Annotated in this window: 14 protein-coding genes and 1 tRNA gene; 6 read left to right on the top strand and 9 right to left on the bottom strand. The window is 68.3% G+C overall.

Annotated features, from left to right (window positions below; genetic code table 11):
- Positions 1-2: 2 nt before the first annotated feature.
- On the top strand, positions 3-401 hold the full coding sequence (gene rnk / locus GGR46_RS03565) for a nucleoside diphosphate kinase regulator (protein WP_183994614.1): 399 nt from the start codon (positions 3-5) through the stop codon (positions 399-401).
- A gap of 119 nt (positions 402-520) precedes the next feature.
- Here rnk and GGR46_RS03560 read toward each other — a convergent pair whose 3' ends face one another.
- Both GGR46_RS03560 and GGR46_RS03555 read right to left on the bottom strand, forming a co-directional pair.
- On the bottom strand, positions 521-1,708 hold the full coding sequence (locus GGR46_RS03560) for a pyridoxal-dependent decarboxylase, exosortase A system-associated (protein ID WP_183994613.1): 1,188 nt from the start codon (positions 1,706-1,708) through the stop codon (positions 521-523).
- Positions 1,705-3,201: an acyl-CoA ligase (AMP-forming), exosortase A system-associated gene (locus tag GGR46_RS03555; protein ID WP_183994612.1), complete on the bottom strand. Its 1,497-nt coding sequence runs from the start codon at positions 3,199-3,201 to the stop codon at positions 1,705-1,707. Before GGR46_RS03555 ends, GGR46_RS03560 begins: the two co-directional genes overlap by 4 nt.
- A gap of 73 nt (positions 3,202-3,274) precedes the next feature.
- Here GGR46_RS03555 and GGR46_RS03550 point away from each other — a divergent pair, with 73 nt between their 5' ends.
- Genes GGR46_RS03550 through GGR46_RS03540 form a run of 3 tightly spaced genes read left to right on the top strand, consistent with a single transcriptional unit; the run spans position 3,275 to position 5,012 of the window.
- Positions 3,275-3,547 (top strand): acyl carrier protein, encoded by a 273-nt coding sequence (locus tag GGR46_RS03550; RefSeq protein ID WP_183994611.1) that lies wholly within the window; start codon positions 3,275-3,277, stop codon positions 3,545-3,547.
- A complete protein-coding gene (locus tag GGR46_RS03545; protein WP_183994610.1) occupies positions 3,544-4,239 on the top strand; it encodes an alpha/beta hydrolase family protein in 696 nt (231 codons plus the stop codon). Before GGR46_RS03550 ends, GGR46_RS03545 begins: the two co-directional genes overlap by 4 nt.
- Positions 4,227-5,012: a hydrolase 1, exosortase A system-associated gene (locus GGR46_RS03540; protein ID WP_183994608.1), complete on the top strand. Its 786-nt coding sequence runs from the start codon at positions 4,227-4,229 to the stop codon at positions 5,010-5,012. Before GGR46_RS03545 ends, GGR46_RS03540 begins: the two co-directional genes overlap by 13 nt.
- A gap of 34 nt (positions 5,013-5,046) precedes the next feature.
- Here the strand turns inward: GGR46_RS03540 and trxB are convergent, their stop codons facing one another.
- From trxB to GGR46_RS03510, 6 genes are all read right to left on the bottom strand, one after another.
- The gene (trxB, locus tag GGR46_RS03535; RefSeq protein ID WP_183994605.1) at positions 5,047-6,021 is read right to left on the bottom strand and encodes a thioredoxin-disulfide reductase; all 975 of its coding nucleotides are present in this window, start codon (positions 6,019-6,021) and stop codon (positions 5,047-5,049) included.
- A gap of 138 nt (positions 6,022-6,159) precedes the next feature.
- Positions 6,160-7,494 carry a tyrosinase family protein gene (locus GGR46_RS03530; protein WP_183994603.1) on the bottom strand — a complete coding sequence of 445 codons (1,335 nt, stop codon included), beginning with the start codon at positions 7,492-7,494 and terminating at the stop codon, positions 6,160-6,162.
- 107 nt (positions 7,495-7,601) lie between these two features.
- Positions 7,602-7,678 (bottom strand) — tRNA-Met (locus GGR46_RS03525).
- A 58-nt stretch (positions 7,679-7,736) separates the two neighbouring features.
- Entirely contained in the window at positions 7,737-8,246 is a 510-nt protein-coding gene (locus tag GGR46_RS03520; protein ID WP_183996700.1) for a 2'-5' RNA ligase family protein, read from the bottom strand.
- Complete coding sequence (locus GGR46_RS03515) at positions 8,246-10,177, bottom strand: potassium transporter Kup (protein ID WP_425506515.1); 1,932 nt, start codon at positions 10,175-10,177, stop codon at positions 8,246-8,248. The genes GGR46_RS03520 and GGR46_RS03515 overlap by 1 nt, the downstream gene beginning before the upstream one ends.
- A gap of 174 nt (positions 10,178-10,351) precedes the next feature.
- Positions 10,352-12,691, bottom strand: a complete 2,340-nt coding sequence (locus GGR46_RS03510) for a glycoside hydrolase family 31 protein (RefSeq protein WP_183994601.1) — start codon at positions 12,689-12,691, stop codon at positions 10,352-10,354.
- Between the two features lie 136 nt (positions 12,692-12,827).
- On the opposite strand from GGR46_RS03510, the gene GGR46_RS03505 reads away from it, so the two are divergent.
- Entirely contained in the window at positions 12,828-13,307 is a 480-nt protein-coding gene (locus GGR46_RS03505; protein ID WP_343057978.1) for a cupin domain-containing protein, read from the top strand.
- 94 nt (positions 13,308-13,401) lie between these two features.
- On the top strand, positions 13,402-14,259 hold the full coding sequence (locus GGR46_RS03500) for a hypothetical protein (protein WP_183994597.1): 858 nt from the start codon (positions 13,402-13,404) through the stop codon (positions 14,257-14,259).
- Here the strand turns inward: GGR46_RS03500 and GGR46_RS03495 are convergent, their stop codons facing one another.
- Positions 14,260-14,661, bottom strand: a complete 402-nt coding sequence (locus GGR46_RS03495; RefSeq protein ID WP_183994595.1) for a GFA family protein — start codon at positions 14,659-14,661, stop codon at positions 14,260-14,262.
- Positions 14,662-14,664: the final 3 nt, after the last annotated feature.

Raw genomic sequence — 14,664 nt, 5'->3', positions numbered from 1 at the left:
GAATGAGCAAGACCCGCAAGGCGGCCAGCCGGCCGCCGATCGACATGATCGATTCCGAAGCCGAGCAGCTCGCCGGCCTGGCGCTCAGCGTCGCGCGCCGCTTCCCCGCGGTCAGCGCACTGCTGCTGCGCGAGACCGAGCGCGCCCGGCTGCACAGCGCCGCCGCCATCTCGCCCGACACGGTGACGATGGGCGCGACGGTGGAGTTCCTCGACGACAGCAACGGCACACAGCGTACCGTCACGCTCGTCTATCCGGCGGAGGCCGATATCACGCAGGGCCGGATCTCGATCCTCACCCCCGTCGGCGCCGCCCTGATCGGCCTGCGCACCGGCCAGTCGATCCTCTGGCCCGATCGCTTCCTAACGGTGCTGGGGGTGTGGCGGGCCACCGCCTCCTGACGGTGATTCTCGCTTCATCCGTCACCCGAAACGACAAACCGCGGCCTGCCCTTTTTACCAATTCATCGTCATCCCCGCGGATCCCCGCCTGCGCGGGGATGACGGAAAAGCTGTACCCCCTAAACCACGATCTCCACCACCGGCGGATGCCCCAGGAACGCGCTGGGGCTCGCGGTCGCGCCATACGCGCCTGACGCGAACACCGCGATCACATCGCCCACTCCGGCGCTCGGCAGCGCCACCCGGTCGGCCAGTCGGTCGAGCGGAGTGCAGAGCGGGCCGACCACGGTCACCACTTCCTCCGCCGGGTCCTGCATCCGGTGCGCCACCGCCACGGGATAGTTGCGCCGCACCACCGTGCCGAAATTGCCCGTCGCGGCGAGATGGTGGTTCAGCCCCCCCTCGACGATCAGGAAAGTCTCCCCTTGGCTCTCCTTCCGGTCGATCACCCGGGCGAGATACACGCCCGCCTCGCCGACCAGCCAGCGGCCGAGTTCGATCGCATATTCGGTGTCCAGCCTGCCGACCGCTCCCGCCAGCGCCGCGCCGATCGCGCCGACGTCCACCGGTGCGTCGCCCGGGAAATAGGGGATGCCGAAGCCCCCGCCCAGATTGACCAGCGGCGGAACCGCGCCGATCTCGTCGGCCAGCCGTGCGGCCAGGTCGATGGTCGCCGCCTGGGTCGCGATGATCGCCTCGGTGTCGAGCGACTGCGATCCGGCGAAGATGTGCAGCCCGCGCCACTCCGCGCCTTCGCCGCGCAGCATCCTGACCAGCTCGGGCACGTGCACGCTTTCGATGCCGAAGGGGGACGCGCGCCCGCCCATCTTCATCCCCGAACCGCGCAGCTCGAAATCGGGGTTCACCCGCACCGCCAGCCGGGGCGTCGTGCCCAGCGCCTTGGCCGTAGCCAGCGCCCGCTGCCCCTCGGCGATCGATTCGAGGTTGATCGTCACGCCCTCGCGAATCGCCGCTTCCAGCTCGGCATCGCGCTTGCCAGGCCCCGCAAAGCTGATCGCCGTCGCCGCCATGACGCCAAGCGCCCGATCCATCTCGCCCGCCGAGGCCACGTCCATCCCGTCGACCAGCGGCGCGATCCGCTCGAGCAGCGGCGGGAACGGATTGGCCTTGATCGCATAGTGGACGCCAACCCGAGCGGGCAGCGCCGCCCGCAGCAGCGCGATCCGCGCCTCGACCAGCGCGAAGTCATAGACATAGGCTGGCGTGCGGACGTCCAGCCACGGAAGTTCGCGCAGGTCCGCGAATTCGGGCGGGATCGGGCCAAAGGGTTTCGCGGTGATGGTCATTTCCCCTCTCCCAGGCTCGCTCGCAACGCCGTGCGGTCCAGCTTGCCATTGGCGTTGCGCGGCAGTTCCACCCGCCAATCGTAGCGCGCCGGCTGCATGAAGCTCGGCAGGTCGCGCCGCAGCCGATCGCGCAGCTCGGTCTCGCGGCTGCCGTCGCCGCGGGCGATCACCAGGATCGCCTGTCCCAGCCGCGCGTCCGCCACCCCAAAGGCGGCCGCCTCGCCGGTCTCGCCGCCGGCCAGCACCGCCTCCTCGATCTCGGTCGGGCTGATCCGGTTGCCGGCCGACTTGATCATCTCGTCGTCGCGCCCGACGAAGCGGAGCAGCCCGTCCTCGCCCAGCCGCACCGTGTCGCCGGACCATACGGCCATGCCGCCACTCTTCGCAAAGGCTGGCGCCGGCCGGAACCGCTGTGCCGTCCGTTCGGGGTCGCGCCAATACCCCTGGGCGACCAGTGGGCCCGCATGGACCAGTTCGCCCTGAGAGGCCGGCGCCCCGTCCGGACCGACCACGACAATTTCCGCGAATGGAATGGCCGCTCCGATCGAATCGGGATGCTTGTCGACCAGCGTAGGATTCAGATAGGTCGAGCGAAACGCCTCGGTCAGTCCGTACATCGGATAGAGGTCGGCTGCGGGGAAGCGCGCCCGCAGATCGCGGACCATGCGCGGGGTAAGCGCACCACCTGAATTGGTTAGCCGCCGAAGCTTGGATGCAGTCTCAACCGGCCATTCCGCCTCTAGCAGCTGCACCCAGAGCGGCGGCACCCCTGCCAGGCTGGTGATGCCGAACCGCTCGACCGCCTTGATGACGTCGCGCGCGGTCAGATAGTCGAGGGGGACGACGCGAGCGCCGGCGGCCCAGGTCGAGAAGAGCTGGTTCTGTCCATAGTCGAAGCTGAGCGGCAGCACGCCCAGCACGCGATCTTCAGAACCGATCTCAAGATAATGCGCCACGCTGATGGCCCCGAGCCATAAATTGGCATGGCTCAGCATCACCCCCTTGGGCCTGCCGGTCGATCCCGAGGTGTAGAGGATCGCCGCAAGCCTATCGGTGCCAACATCCGAGACCGGAAGTGTCCGCTCGGCGGTGAGGTCCGCATCGGTCAGGACCTGGCAATCGGCGCCAACATCGCCAACTTCGAAGACCGCCAGCCGCGCCTGTTGGGAAACCAGCGCCCTGGCCCCCGAATCCGCCAGGATATGGGCCACCTGGGCCCGCTTGAGCACCGGGTTGATCGGCACATGCACCAGCCCCGCCCGCACCGCGGCAAGCGGCATCAGGCAGGCCGTCCGCGTCTTGGGCAGCCAGGTCGCCACCCGGTCCCCGGGCTCCAGCCCCAGCGCCTTCAGGGCAAAGGCCATCTCGCCGACAGCCCGCTCGAGCTGGGCGTAAGTCATTGTCCCGGCCTTGTCTTCCAGCGCCACGGCGTCAGGGGCGCCGCGCTGGGTGAGGCTGTCGAGGGGCCTTGGAACGGGGTCGAGCGGTATCACGGCATTACCCTTATACTTGGCAGCGGCGGCGCCAACCCTTACGGGGGCGAAAAAACCTCTCAGGGGAAAAGCATTGCAGCCCGATGGGTCGCTCGAAGTCGAAAACACCGTCCGCGGCGTACTCCGCGATGTGCTGGGGCTAAGTGCCGAGCGTGTCGCCGAATTCCGCGAGGATACCCCGTTGTTCGGCGCCTTGCCCGAACTCGATTCGCTCGCCGTGGCCGGTGTGCTCACCGAGCTCGAGGACCGGCTCGGCATCCTGATCGAGGATGACGAGGTCGATGGCGAGATGCTCGAGAGCTTCGGCGCCCTCGCCCGCTTCGCCGCAGCCAAGGCGCTCGGGTGATCGACAGCTATGACTGGGCGGGCGGGCGCGAGGCGATGATGCGCTTCGGTCCCGATACCGGCCCGGTCGTGGTCGCGGCGCTGCCGCTGTTCGAGGAAGCCAACCGCACCCGCAGCTTCGTGGTGACGATCCTGCGCCTGCTCGCCGCGCGCGGGATCGCCGGAGCGCTCCCCGACCTGCCCGGCCAGGGCGAGAGCATGCTGCCGACCCACCGTACCTCGCTGCTCAAGATGCAGGACGCGTTCAACTTCGCCTGTGACACCTTCGATCGCGACGGCCGCGCCTGCTATGCGCTGGGCATCCGCAGCGGCGCGCTGCTCGACACGCTCGCCCCCGTCGCCGGGCGCTGGCACTTCGCCCCGATGCTCGGCGAGAAGCTCCTGCGCGAACTGAAGCGCACCGCGATCGCCGCCGATCCGCAGCGCACCGACCTCGATGCCCCGATCCTCGGCGGCGACACGCCGATCGAGATCGCCGGCAATCTCCTCTCCCCGGCGCTGCTCGCCGAGCTTCCCACGGCGCGCCCCGCACCGCACGCCCGGATCGTCCGGCTGGTCACCGACTCCGCCGATGCTGTGCTCAAGGTGGAGGGCAGCCCGCTCTGGCGCCGCGCCGAGCCGGACAATGACCCGGCACTCGCCACCCTGCTCGCCGACGACATCGCCGCCTGGATCCGCGCATGCGCAAGCTGATCGAGTTCACCTGTGGCGAGGAGACGCTGGTCGGCACGCTCGATGACGCGGCCGGGACCACGGGACTGCTGATCGTCTCGGGCGGCAACGAGATCCGCATCGGCGCGCATCGCGGCATGGCGCAGCTCGCCGAACGCATCGCCCGCGCAGATCATCCGGTGCTGCGCTACGATCGCCGCGGCATCGGCGATTCGACCGGCGAAAATGGCGGGTTCGAGTCGAGCGGCGAGGACATCACCGCCGCCGCCCAGGCCTTTCGCGAGACCGGCGTCGAGCGGATCATCGCCTATGGCAATTGCGACGCGGCCACCGCGCTCGCCTTCTTCCACGCCCAGGCCGGGATCGACGGGCTGATCCTCGCCAATCCCTGGACGGTCGAAGCGGTGGACGAAATGCCGCCCGCAGCAGCCATCCGCTCGCACTATGCCGCCAAGCTGCGCGATCCGAAGGAGTGGCTGCGCGCGGCACGTGGCGGCGTGAATATCGCCAAGCTCGCCAAGGGCCTGGCGAAGATCTCGAAGAGCGCCCCGCAGACCGAGACCTCGCTCGCCAGCCGCCTCGCCACCGCCCTGGCCGAGGCGCGCGTGCCGGTGACGGTCCTGCTGGCAAAGGGCGACAATACCGCGATCGCCTTTACCGACGCGTTCAAGGGCCCGGCGTTCGACGCGGCCCGCAACAGGGTGAAGATCGAGCAGCTCGTCAGCGACAGCCACAGCTTCGCCAGCCCAGCCGACAAGGACTGGCTGTCCGGAAAGGTGCTGGAGGCACTCTAATTCCCCTCCCTTACAGGGAGGGGAATTATCAGCCTTATTCCGCCGCGTGCTGGACCACCGTCTCGAAGTCCGCCTCGGCCAGGAAGCGCTCGGCGTCGAGCGCGGCCATGCAGCCGGTGCCGGCGGCGGTGACCGCCTGGCGGTAATGCTTGTCCATCACGTCGCCACACGCGAACACACCGGGCACGCTGGTCTTGGTCGTGCCGGTCTCGACCTTGATGTACCCGTCGTCGTCCAGCTCGATATGGCCGCGGAACAGTTCGGTCGCCGGGTGGTGGCCGATTGCGACGAAGCCGCCATCGACGTCGATCGTCGAGAGCTCACCAGTCTCCATGTCCTTCAGCTCGATCCCGACCAGACCCTCGGGCTGGCCGCCGCCGATGAAGCGCTCGACCTTCTTGTTCCACATCACGTTGATCCGCTCATTGGCGAACAGGCGCTGCTGCAGGATCTTCTCGGCGCGGAACGAATCGCGGCGATGGATCACGGTCACGTCATGGCTGTGGTTGGTTAGGTAGAGCGCCTCTTCCACCGCCGTGTTGCCGCCGCCGATCACCGCGACCTTCTTGCCGCGGAAGAAGAAGCCGTCGCAGGTGGCGCAGGCGCTAACGCCCTTGCCTTGGAGCAGCCGCTCGGAATCGAGGCCCAGCCACTTGGCCTGGGCGCCGGTGGCGATCACGAGGACGTCGCCGAGGTAGACGGTGCCGCTGTCGCCGACCATGCGGAACGGGCGTTGGGTGACGTCGACCTCGACGATCGTGTCCCACATCATCTGCGCGCCGACATGCTCGGCCTGGGCCTGCATCTCCTGCATCAGCCACGGGCCCTGGATCACGTCGCGGAAGCCGGGATAATTCTCGACATCGGTGGTGGTCATCAGCTGGCCGCCGGGCTGGATGCCCTGCACCACGATCGGCGCCATGCCGGCGCGCGCGCCGTAGATGGCGGCGGTCAGGCCGGCGGGGCCGGAGCCGAGGATCAGCATGCGAGTCGAATGGGTGGCGGTCATCATGGCTTCCAGAGTTAGCTGGCGAAATGGCTGAGCCCCGCATCTAGGGGCTGCGCAAGGGTCGAGGCAACATGGGTAGTGTAGGCGCGTGCGCAATGGCTGTGGACAACAGCTTTGGCTCGGGCCGTGAAAGCGCTTCTAGCTCCCCGCCACCTCGATCGATCCGATGCCGATCGTGTCGCCCTCCGCAGCTTTGCCGCCATCGACCCGCACGAAGACCACGCCGAGATCGGCGAGGTCCAGCCCCTGCGCCTCGCGCCGCACGATCGCGCCCACCGGCAGCTCGATCCGCGCCATGCCGTCCTCGCTGTGATGGCGCGCCGCGGCGATCTGGAAGGGGCCGATCGAGCCGAGCAGGCACGCGGGCGGCGTCCGCCCCTCCCCGTCCAGATCGAGATAGACGTCGTAATAATAGCCGCCCAGCTGGCCGCCGCCGCTCAGCGAGATCTGGTCGAGGACGATCGTCACCTCATCGGGCACGAAACCGGCGTCGCGGCTGCGGCGGAGCGGTTCGCGCTGGTAGCGGGCGCCGCCCAGCCAGATGCCACGATAGGGCACCGGCGCGGGCGCAGCAGCGACAGGCGGCGGCGCGGCCCCGGGCGGCGCGGCTTCGACCGGAACCGGCGCGGCCGGCCTCGGCGCAGCGCGCACCGGCGGCGGCGCCGCTGCCGCCTCACCGGAAAGCGCCGGCAGCCGGACATCGACATAACGATAGCCGAGCCCGACGCCGTCGAGCGCCACCTTGCGGTCCAGCCCCAATCCCTCGGCATAGTCGAAGCGCCCCGCCCAATAGGCGTCGTCCGCCCCCGGCATGCTCCGCCCTGCCCCCGCCGCCGCCCAGGCGCTCCACAACCGGTCGATATTGGCGTGATGCACCCAGAACAGCATGTCCGCGGGCGAGAGCATGCTCGCCATCCGCCCGCCGACCAGATTGTGGATGTTGTTGTGGAACGCCTCCACCTTCGCCTCGAAGCACTCGGCGCTGCCGGCGCGCTGGAAGCCGGTCACCGCCGGATCGAAGGCGGCATAGCCCAGCGCCTTGCCCACCTCGCTGCCGATGCGCGGCTCGAACAGCGGATTGGTGGCGGAATTGCCGGCGGTGAATTCGGCCGGGATCCGCGGATCGGCGAAATAGTCCCAATAGGGTATCCGGAGTGTCGCCGAGCCCGAGACCTCGCGCAGCTTCGCCTCGAACAAATGGAGATAGCCGCGGTGCCAGGCGAGGAAATAGGGCTTGCCGTGCGGACAGTGATTCATGTGGACCAGCGGCCAGAAGGCCCAGCTGCCCGGATCCTGCTCGTCGCGATTGGCCTTCATCCGCCGCACGGCCTCCACGAAGCGCGGATAGTCGGCGGTGCGGCGGAACGCCTCCCAGGGCAAACGCGGCTGGGCCGGCGCATCGGGGAACCTGGCCAGCGCCGGCGCGGCCCCCAGCGCTGCGAGCGCCGCCAATATTCCCCGTCGATCCAGCATGCCCCGCCTCCCCCGATTCGCGACGGCGCATCATGAGCATGGGGCATCATGGCGTCACGCACCGAGTACGCTGCCAAATGGATCAGCATCGATCTGGAGGGTTCGCTTGGTAGCGGAGGAGGGACTTGAACCCCCGACCCCAGGATTATGATTCCCGTGCTCTAACCAACTGAGCTACTCCGCCCCATCGAAGGGCTTTGCGGCCAAGCGAGGGGGCCCAATAGGTCCGGCCTCGCAATAGGTCAAGCGAACATGTGACGGGAATGTGGATCCCAGGGCCCGCCGCGATAGTGCCAGCTCGCAAGTCCCGCGATCTCCACCTCGCGCGGCACGAAATCGCGCGAGAGCGCGGCCAGCACCGCCTTGGCGAGAACCGGGCGCACCTTGTTCTGGATGGTGACGTGCGGACGCCAGCGGCCGGCATCCTGGGGCGTGAGCAGCCCGGCAAAGGCATCGACCAGCCCCTCGCGAATCGCCACCAGCTCGGGCGCCTCGATTCGGTAGGCGACGCCGCCGCCCAGCGACATCAGCCCGGTCACCTTCGCGCGTGGCGCACGTACCCCCCGGGTCTCCACCGAAAGCCGGTGCTTGAGCTCGTCCGCCACCGAGGGCGGCAGCTGGTGGAACAGAGTCAGATGCGCGTCGAGCACGTTCCGCTCGGGCGGATAGTGCTCGCGGCGCAGCGCGTTGAACCAGGCCTGGTCCTGCCGTCCCAGCAGCGCCGTGACGATCAGCGGCGCCGCGCGCTCGATCAGATTTCCACCTGGCTGCCCAGCTCGACCACGCGGTTGGTCGGCAGGCGGAAGAACTCCATCGCGCTTTCGGCGTTGCGCAGCATCCAGGCGAACAGCTTCTCGCGCCAGATCATCATCCCGGGCCGCGACGAAGGCAGCAGCGTCTGGCGGGCCAGGAAGAAGCTGGTCTCCATCATCTTGAACTCGGCGCCGCAGGCGTTGACCGACTTGAGCGCCGCCGGCACGTCCGCCTCCTGCATGAAGCCATAGGCCAGGATCATGCGGTGGAAGCCCTTGCCCAGGTCCTCGATCATCATCCGGTTCTCGTCAGGGACATAGGGCACGTCCTTGATCTTCACCGTCAGCAGGATCACCCGCTCGTGCAGCACCTTGTTGTGCTTGAGGTTGTGGAGCAGCGCGTGCGGCACGCCCTCGGGCGTCGAGGTCATGAACACTGCGGTGCCCGGCACCCGCGTCGCGGCGGTGGCGGCGGAGGTGATGAAGATCTTGATCGGCATCGCGCTCTCGCGCAGCCGGTTGATCATCAGCTGGCGCCCCTTCGACCAGGTGGTCAGCAGGGTGAACACCACGAAGCCGACGAACAGCGGGAACCAGCCGCCATCGGGCACCTTGGTCAGGTTCGCAGCGAAATAGGCCAGGTCGACGGTGAAGAACAGCGCGAGCAGCGGGATCGCATAGCGCTTCTTCCACTTCCACAGGCCGAACAGCACCACCGCCAGCAGGCAGTTGTCGATCAGCATCGCGCCGGTGACGGCGATGCCGTACGCCGCGGTGAGGTTCGACGAGGTCTGGAAGGTCAGGACGAGCAGGATCACCATGATCATCAGCGCCCAGTTGATGAGCGGGATGTAGATCTGCCCGGCGGTCGATGCGCTGGTATGCTCGATGCGCAGCCGCGGCACGAAGCCGAGCTGGATCGCCTGCTGGGTGACCGAGAAGGCACCCGAGATCACCGCCTGCGACGCGATCACCGCGGCCATCGTCGCCAGGATGACGAGCGGGAACTGCAGCACTTCGGGCGCCAGCTCGTAGAACGGGCTGTGCAGCGCCGCGGGATCACGCATCAGCAGCGCGCCCTGCCCCATATAGTTGAGGATCAGCGCCGGCAGCACGAACCACAGCCACGAGATGCGGATCGGCTTGCGGCCGAAATGGCCCATGTCGGCATAGAGCGCCTCGGCGCCCGTCACCGCCAGCACGACCGAGCCGAGCGCCAGGAACGCCTTGATCGGGTCGGCGGCGAAGAACATCAGTGCGTGGTGCGGCAGCAGCGCGTTGAGGATCGTCGGCGTCTGGACCAGGCTCAGCGTGCCCAAAGTCGCGATCGTCAGGAAGTAGAACAGCATGATCGGGCCGAAGAACGCGCCGACCCGCGACGTTCCCGTCCGCTGGATCGAGAAGAGCAGCACCAGGATGACCACCGCGATCGGCAGCACCAGCTTGGCGAAGGCCGGCGCCGCGACCGACAGGCCCTCGACCGCCGACAGCACCGACACCGCGGGGGTGATCATCGAGTCGCCGTAGAAGAGCGCGGTGGCGAACACGCCGAGCAACACGATCCCCTGCGTCCAGCGCTTGGGATTGCCACTGGTGCGCGAGATCAGCGCGAGCAGCGCCAGGCTGCCGCCCTCGCCCTTGTTGTCCGCCCGCATGATGATCGTGACGTATTTCAGCGTCACGACGATCATCATCGACCAGAACATCAGGCTGATGACGCCCATGATGTGCAGCGTGTCGAGGTCGAGCTTGTGGTGCCCGGCAAAGGTTTCGCGGAACGCGTAGAGCGGGCTGGTGCCGATATCGCCGAAGACGATGCCGATCGCGCCGATCGCCAGTTTCCACGTCGCGTCATGGCTATGGCCATGCGCGGCATGCGCGTCGAGCGGAGCTGGAGCCGACTCGTCGGCTCCTTCTTTGGGGATGTTCACGGGCGCGGGTGTCGCGTCGGAAAGGAAACGGACCTGGTCATGCGACCTGCGTTCTCGATCTTCTAATTGCGGGCGGGCCGTTAGCACGCGCAGCAAAGGCAATCAACGAATGTCGTTACGCAGGGCTCGACGCGCAAGGGGTCCGGCTGGTTCCGCTACGAAAATGCGCGTCCGTCATTTCAGCGCGGACGGCGCCCCGGCGAGGCGGACCAGCGCCTGGAGATCCTGCCCGCCGGGCAACTTGCCCGATGCGGAGAGCCGTCCTTCCCGGTCGCTCCAGCGCAGCTCGGTCCGCGTCCCCGCCCCCTTGCGATAGGCATTGGTCACGCCGTCATCGTCATAGAGGGTGAAGCTGGCGTCGCGCCCCGGATAGACGCGAATCGCCTCGAGCGGCTGGCGTGCCGAAGTGTTCGGCACCTGCGCCCCAAGCGGCACGATCGATCCGGCGCGCACGAACAGCGGGATGCGGTCGATCGGCGCGGCGGCGGTCACCCACTGGCCACCCGCATGCTTCTCCTCGGTCCAGTAGTCATACCAGTCGCTGCCGGCCGGCAGGTACACCCGCCGCGCGGTCACCCCCTGCTCGGTCACCGGCGCGACCAGGAAGGCGGGCCCGAACATATACTCGTCGCCCAGGTTCGCGACATTGGGATCGTCCGGGAAGTCCATGAACAGCCCGCGCATGAACGGCGCGCCGGTCTCGTGCGTCCGGTATCCCAGCGAATAGAGATAGGGGATCAGCGCGTAGCGAAGCCGCAGGAACTGCGCGAGCACCGGCTCGGCCGCCGTGCCATATTCCCAGATCGCGGTGCCCGGCCGCTGGCCGTGGATGCGCAGCGTCGGGGTGAAGACGTTGTAGGCGAACCAGCGGGTGAACAGCTCGGGATAGTCCTTGTACTCCGCCCCCATCGCCGTGGCGCCCGCCGGATCGAGCAGCACCGGGCGCTCGGCCGGCGGACCGCTCGGCCACTGCCAGCCGCCGGTATCGCTGCTCCAATAGGCATGGCCGCTGGCGGTGAAGTTCAGCCCGGCCGGCACCTGGCGGCGCAGCGCCTCCCAGCTCGCCTGCACGTCCGACGACCAGAACAGCGCGCCGCTGTGCTGGGTGCCGAGATAGGCGGCGCGGGCGAGGATCAGGTTGCGGAAAGCGGGCCGGTCGCGCGCCGATCCTTCCGCTACGCTGGACGTGTGCACCAGCGGATAGAGATTGTGATAGCGGTCGCCCGATCCGATCGAATAGAAATTGCCGTCGGGCACCAGGTCCGGCTCGGTCTCGTCGAGCCAGAACCAGTCGAAGCCCTGGCTGGCGATATTGTCGCGGATTTTCTCCCAGAACCACGAGCGCGCCTCGGGATTGGTGCTGTCGAGCAACGCTCCCGCCCGGTCCGCGCGCACCGGCAGGCCATCCACGACTCCGCCGTCCTTGTCCTTCAGCAGCCAGCCTTTGGCGCTCAGCAGGTTGAAATAGCGCGATTCGCGCTCGAAGCGCGGCCACACGCTGATGATGCTGTGCATGCCCTGGTCGTGGAGCTGCTTGTTCATCGCCACGGGGTCCGGGAAATAGGTCCGGTCGATGTCGAGCTGCCCCATGCGCGTCCAGTAGAACCAGTCGAGCACCATCACGTCGAGCGGATAGCCGCGGCTGCGATAGCCCTCGGCCACGCCCAGCAGTTCCTTCTGGCTCTCGTAGCGCGCCTTGCTCTGGATCAGCCCGAACGCGGCCTTGGGCGGTAGCGGCGTGTCGCCGGTCAGCCTGGCATAGCCGGCATAGATCGCGTCCGTGGTCGCCCCGGTGATGACGAAGAAGGACACGCGCTCGCCGACTTCGGACTGCCAATGCGTGCTGCCGTGCAGCCCGGGGGAGACGATGGTGGCGGAAGGATTGTCCCACACCACCGCATAGCCCTTGCTGGTCACCAGGAACGGGATGCACACCGTCTCGCCCGCCGGCGCGTCGTAATAATGCCGGCAGTCGATCGTCCGCCCACGCAGGTCGAGCGGGCCGGTGCTCTCCTGGTTCTGCCCGAGCCCGTAATAATGCTCGTCCTGCGGCGCCGCAAAGCTTGCCCCGGCCTTGAACGTCTTCTCGCCATTGACGGTGTGCGGCGCCAGCTCCCAGCCGTTCATCCGGGTGAGCAGCCGCCCGTCCGCCCCGCGCACGGACAGCGACACCCGGGGCAGCGACGGCACGAAATAGCGCTCCATCTGGCTCGGCGCCTTGGGCCAGGGCTGCGGATCGACGGTGAGGGTCAGCGCGGACGAGGCGAACACGTCGCCGCTGCCGTCCGCCTTGTGGGTCCAGCCCCTGGCATCGACCTTGCCGGAGATGCCATGGCCGGGCGCCGCATCGCTCAGCGCCCGTTCGAGCGAGATGGTGACGCGCACGATGTTCGGCGCATAGGGCTCGACCGCGACGAAGGCGCCGTTGCGCTCGACCGTGGCCAGTGACTGGGCGGCAACAGGGAGCGGTACCAGCGCCAGGGCGAGACCACAAAGAAGCTGGGCAATCCGCATCGTTCGACTCTCCCTGGCCCATGCGTTGCGCGAAACTTCCGTCGCCGCAAGCAGGGCTAAGGTCGTAGTCCCCGGGGCTTGACCCGGGGTCCCGCTTCTTATGTCTTGTCACAGACGGATCGGCAGGAGAGACGCGGTGAAGACCCTAGGCACGACGCTCGCGCTCCTCCTGGCATGCTCGCCCGGCATCGCCTCCGCCCAGACCGCCGATCCGACCAGCTTCGCCGCAAGCGCAGACGTCCAGGCCCAGACCCGCGCGATGCTCGCCGAGATGAAGCCCGGTCAGGGCTTCATGTGGCGTCCGCTGGTCCGCGACGGCGCGACCGTGGCGGCGATCGAGATCTGGAAGAAGCCGGGCCGCCCGGCGGTCCACCCCGCCGAAGCGGAATATGCGATCGTGCTGGAAGGTGCCGGCACCCTGGTCTCGGGCGGCACCCTGGCCGACCCGGCGACCCGCAACCCCGGGCTGGTCGAAGGCAGCCGCATCGAGGGCGGTACCACCCGCACGCTCGGTCCCGGCGACGTCATCCTCGTCCCTGCCGGCGTGCCGCACTGGTTCGGGATCACCGGAGACCGGCTGGTCCTGCTCGGCATCAAGCTCCCCGGCGCGAAATAGGCGCCCCACTCGCAGCGGAACTTCTCGACCAAGACGGACAGTCCTGCGGCCAATCGGGACGCCAGACGCGGCGCGACCCGGTATTGCCCGGGACATGTCCTATTCCCTGCTGAAGTTCACCCTGCTCGGCCTGACCGTGATCGCCCCATCGGTTCCCGCCGCCGCCACCGCCGCGCCGGGCGACAGCCGGGCGCCGAAGAAGCTGATGCAGCGCTGGGCTACCGGCACGCCCAGTCCCGGCGCCGGCCTGCCCGGCTGGTATTCCAGGACGCCCGACCTCCATGTCCACCAGCCCCTCAGCGGCCCGCGCATCCCGGTCGCCGAGATCGATCTGCTCCGCCGCCGCGCGATGCTGGTATTCGACGCACTGATGCTCCAGCCGTCGCTGCGCGACGTGCGCGGCACCGCGCTCCAGGCCGACATCAACATCTCGGTCGTCCCAACCGAGGCAGGGGTCAGGCTGGTCGGCGCGACCTTCAGCATCAACGCCAAGAGCGTGATCGAGGGCAAGCCCGGCACCATCCTGCGCGACGGGCGCTACATCACGCCGTCCGAGGAAGGCGCGGTGCTGCGCGTGTTCCTCAATCCCTATGACATGCTGGCGCACCGCCAGGTGCTGGCCGAGGGTGTCCAGGGCGCCAGCCTGCAGATCCGCACCGGCTCCGCCTTCGGCCTCTACGTCGCCGATCGCCTGCCGGACTATGATCCCCGATCCGAATATGCCTGGAACCCCAGGCCGCTCGCGGCGCAGCTGCAGAACGACCGCAGCTGGTACCAGCCCGGCGCCCCGGGCGTGCATCCGCTGCTGGCTCATGTGTCCAGCTATTCGCAGGAGAATGACGCCCTGCGCACCGACCGGCTCGATCCGGAGCGCCCGGTCGCCCGCCTCGCCGCGGCGATGTTCATGACCGATTGGGAGGATGTCCGGCGCCGGATGAAGGCGCTGCGCTGATCAGGCCCAGAGATCGCGCACGGTGCGCCCGCTAGGGGGCAGGTCCTCGAAGGTGTCGAGCCCGTCGAAATGATCGATCGGCAGGTCGGCGACCGCTTCCAGCTCGGCGAGGCGCAGATTGACCGCCATGCGCCGCCGGCCATCCTCCTCGAGCCGTAGTCCACGCCACGCCAGCACCCCGGCGCAGCTCGGGCAGAACAGGATCTCGAGCGCCGGATCTTCCTTGCCGACCCGGCGGAAGCGCGAGGTCGGGCCGGTGACGGCAACGCGTTCCCCTTCGAAATCATAGGCCCAGAGCGCGCCATAGCGACGGCAGAGCGTGCAATTGCACGCCGTGATCGAGCCCGGATCCCCGCTCAGGGTCCAGGCCGCTGCGCCACAATGGCAGGATCCCTTCAGCATACG

The organism is Sphingomonas kyeonggiensis (assembly GCF_014196745.1).
Taxonomy (GTDB): domain Bacteria; phylum Pseudomonadota; class Alphaproteobacteria; order Sphingomonadales; family Sphingomonadaceae; genus Sphingomonas; species Sphingomonas kyeonggiensis.
This window is presented reverse-complemented; position numbering and strand designations above follow the sequence as displayed.

Coding starts and splice junctions, on each gene's coding strand:
- trxB (WP_183994605.1), bottom strand. CDS start 6,021: ATGACCGCCACCCATTCGACTCGCATGCTGATCCTCGGCTCCGGCCCC.
- GGR46_RS03530 (WP_183994603.1), bottom strand. CDS start 7,494: ATGCTGGATCGACGGGGAATATTGGCGGCGCTCGCAGCGCTGGGGGCC.
- GGR46_RS03560 (WP_183994613.1), bottom strand. CDS start 1,708: ATGACCATCACCGCGAAACCCTTTGGCCCGATCCCGCCCGAATTCGCG.
- GGR46_RS03500 (WP_183994597.1), top strand. CDS start 13,402: ATGTCCTATTCCCTGCTGAAGTTCACCCTGCTCGGCCTGACCGTGATC.
- GGR46_RS03495 (WP_183994595.1), bottom strand. CDS start 14,661: ATGCTGAAGGGATCCTGCCATTGTGGCGCAGCGGCCTGGACCCTGAGC.
- GGR46_RS03510 (WP_183994601.1), bottom strand. CDS start 12,691: ATGCGGATTGCCCAGCTTCTTTGTGGTCTCGCCCTGGCGCTGGTACCG.
- rnk (WP_183994614.1), top strand. CDS start 3: ATGAGCAAGACCCGCAAGGCGGCCAGCCGGCCGCCGATCGACATGATC.
- GGR46_RS03540 (WP_183994608.1), top strand. CDS start 4,227: ATGCGCAAGCTGATCGAGTTCACCTGTGGCGAGGAGACGCTGGTCGGC.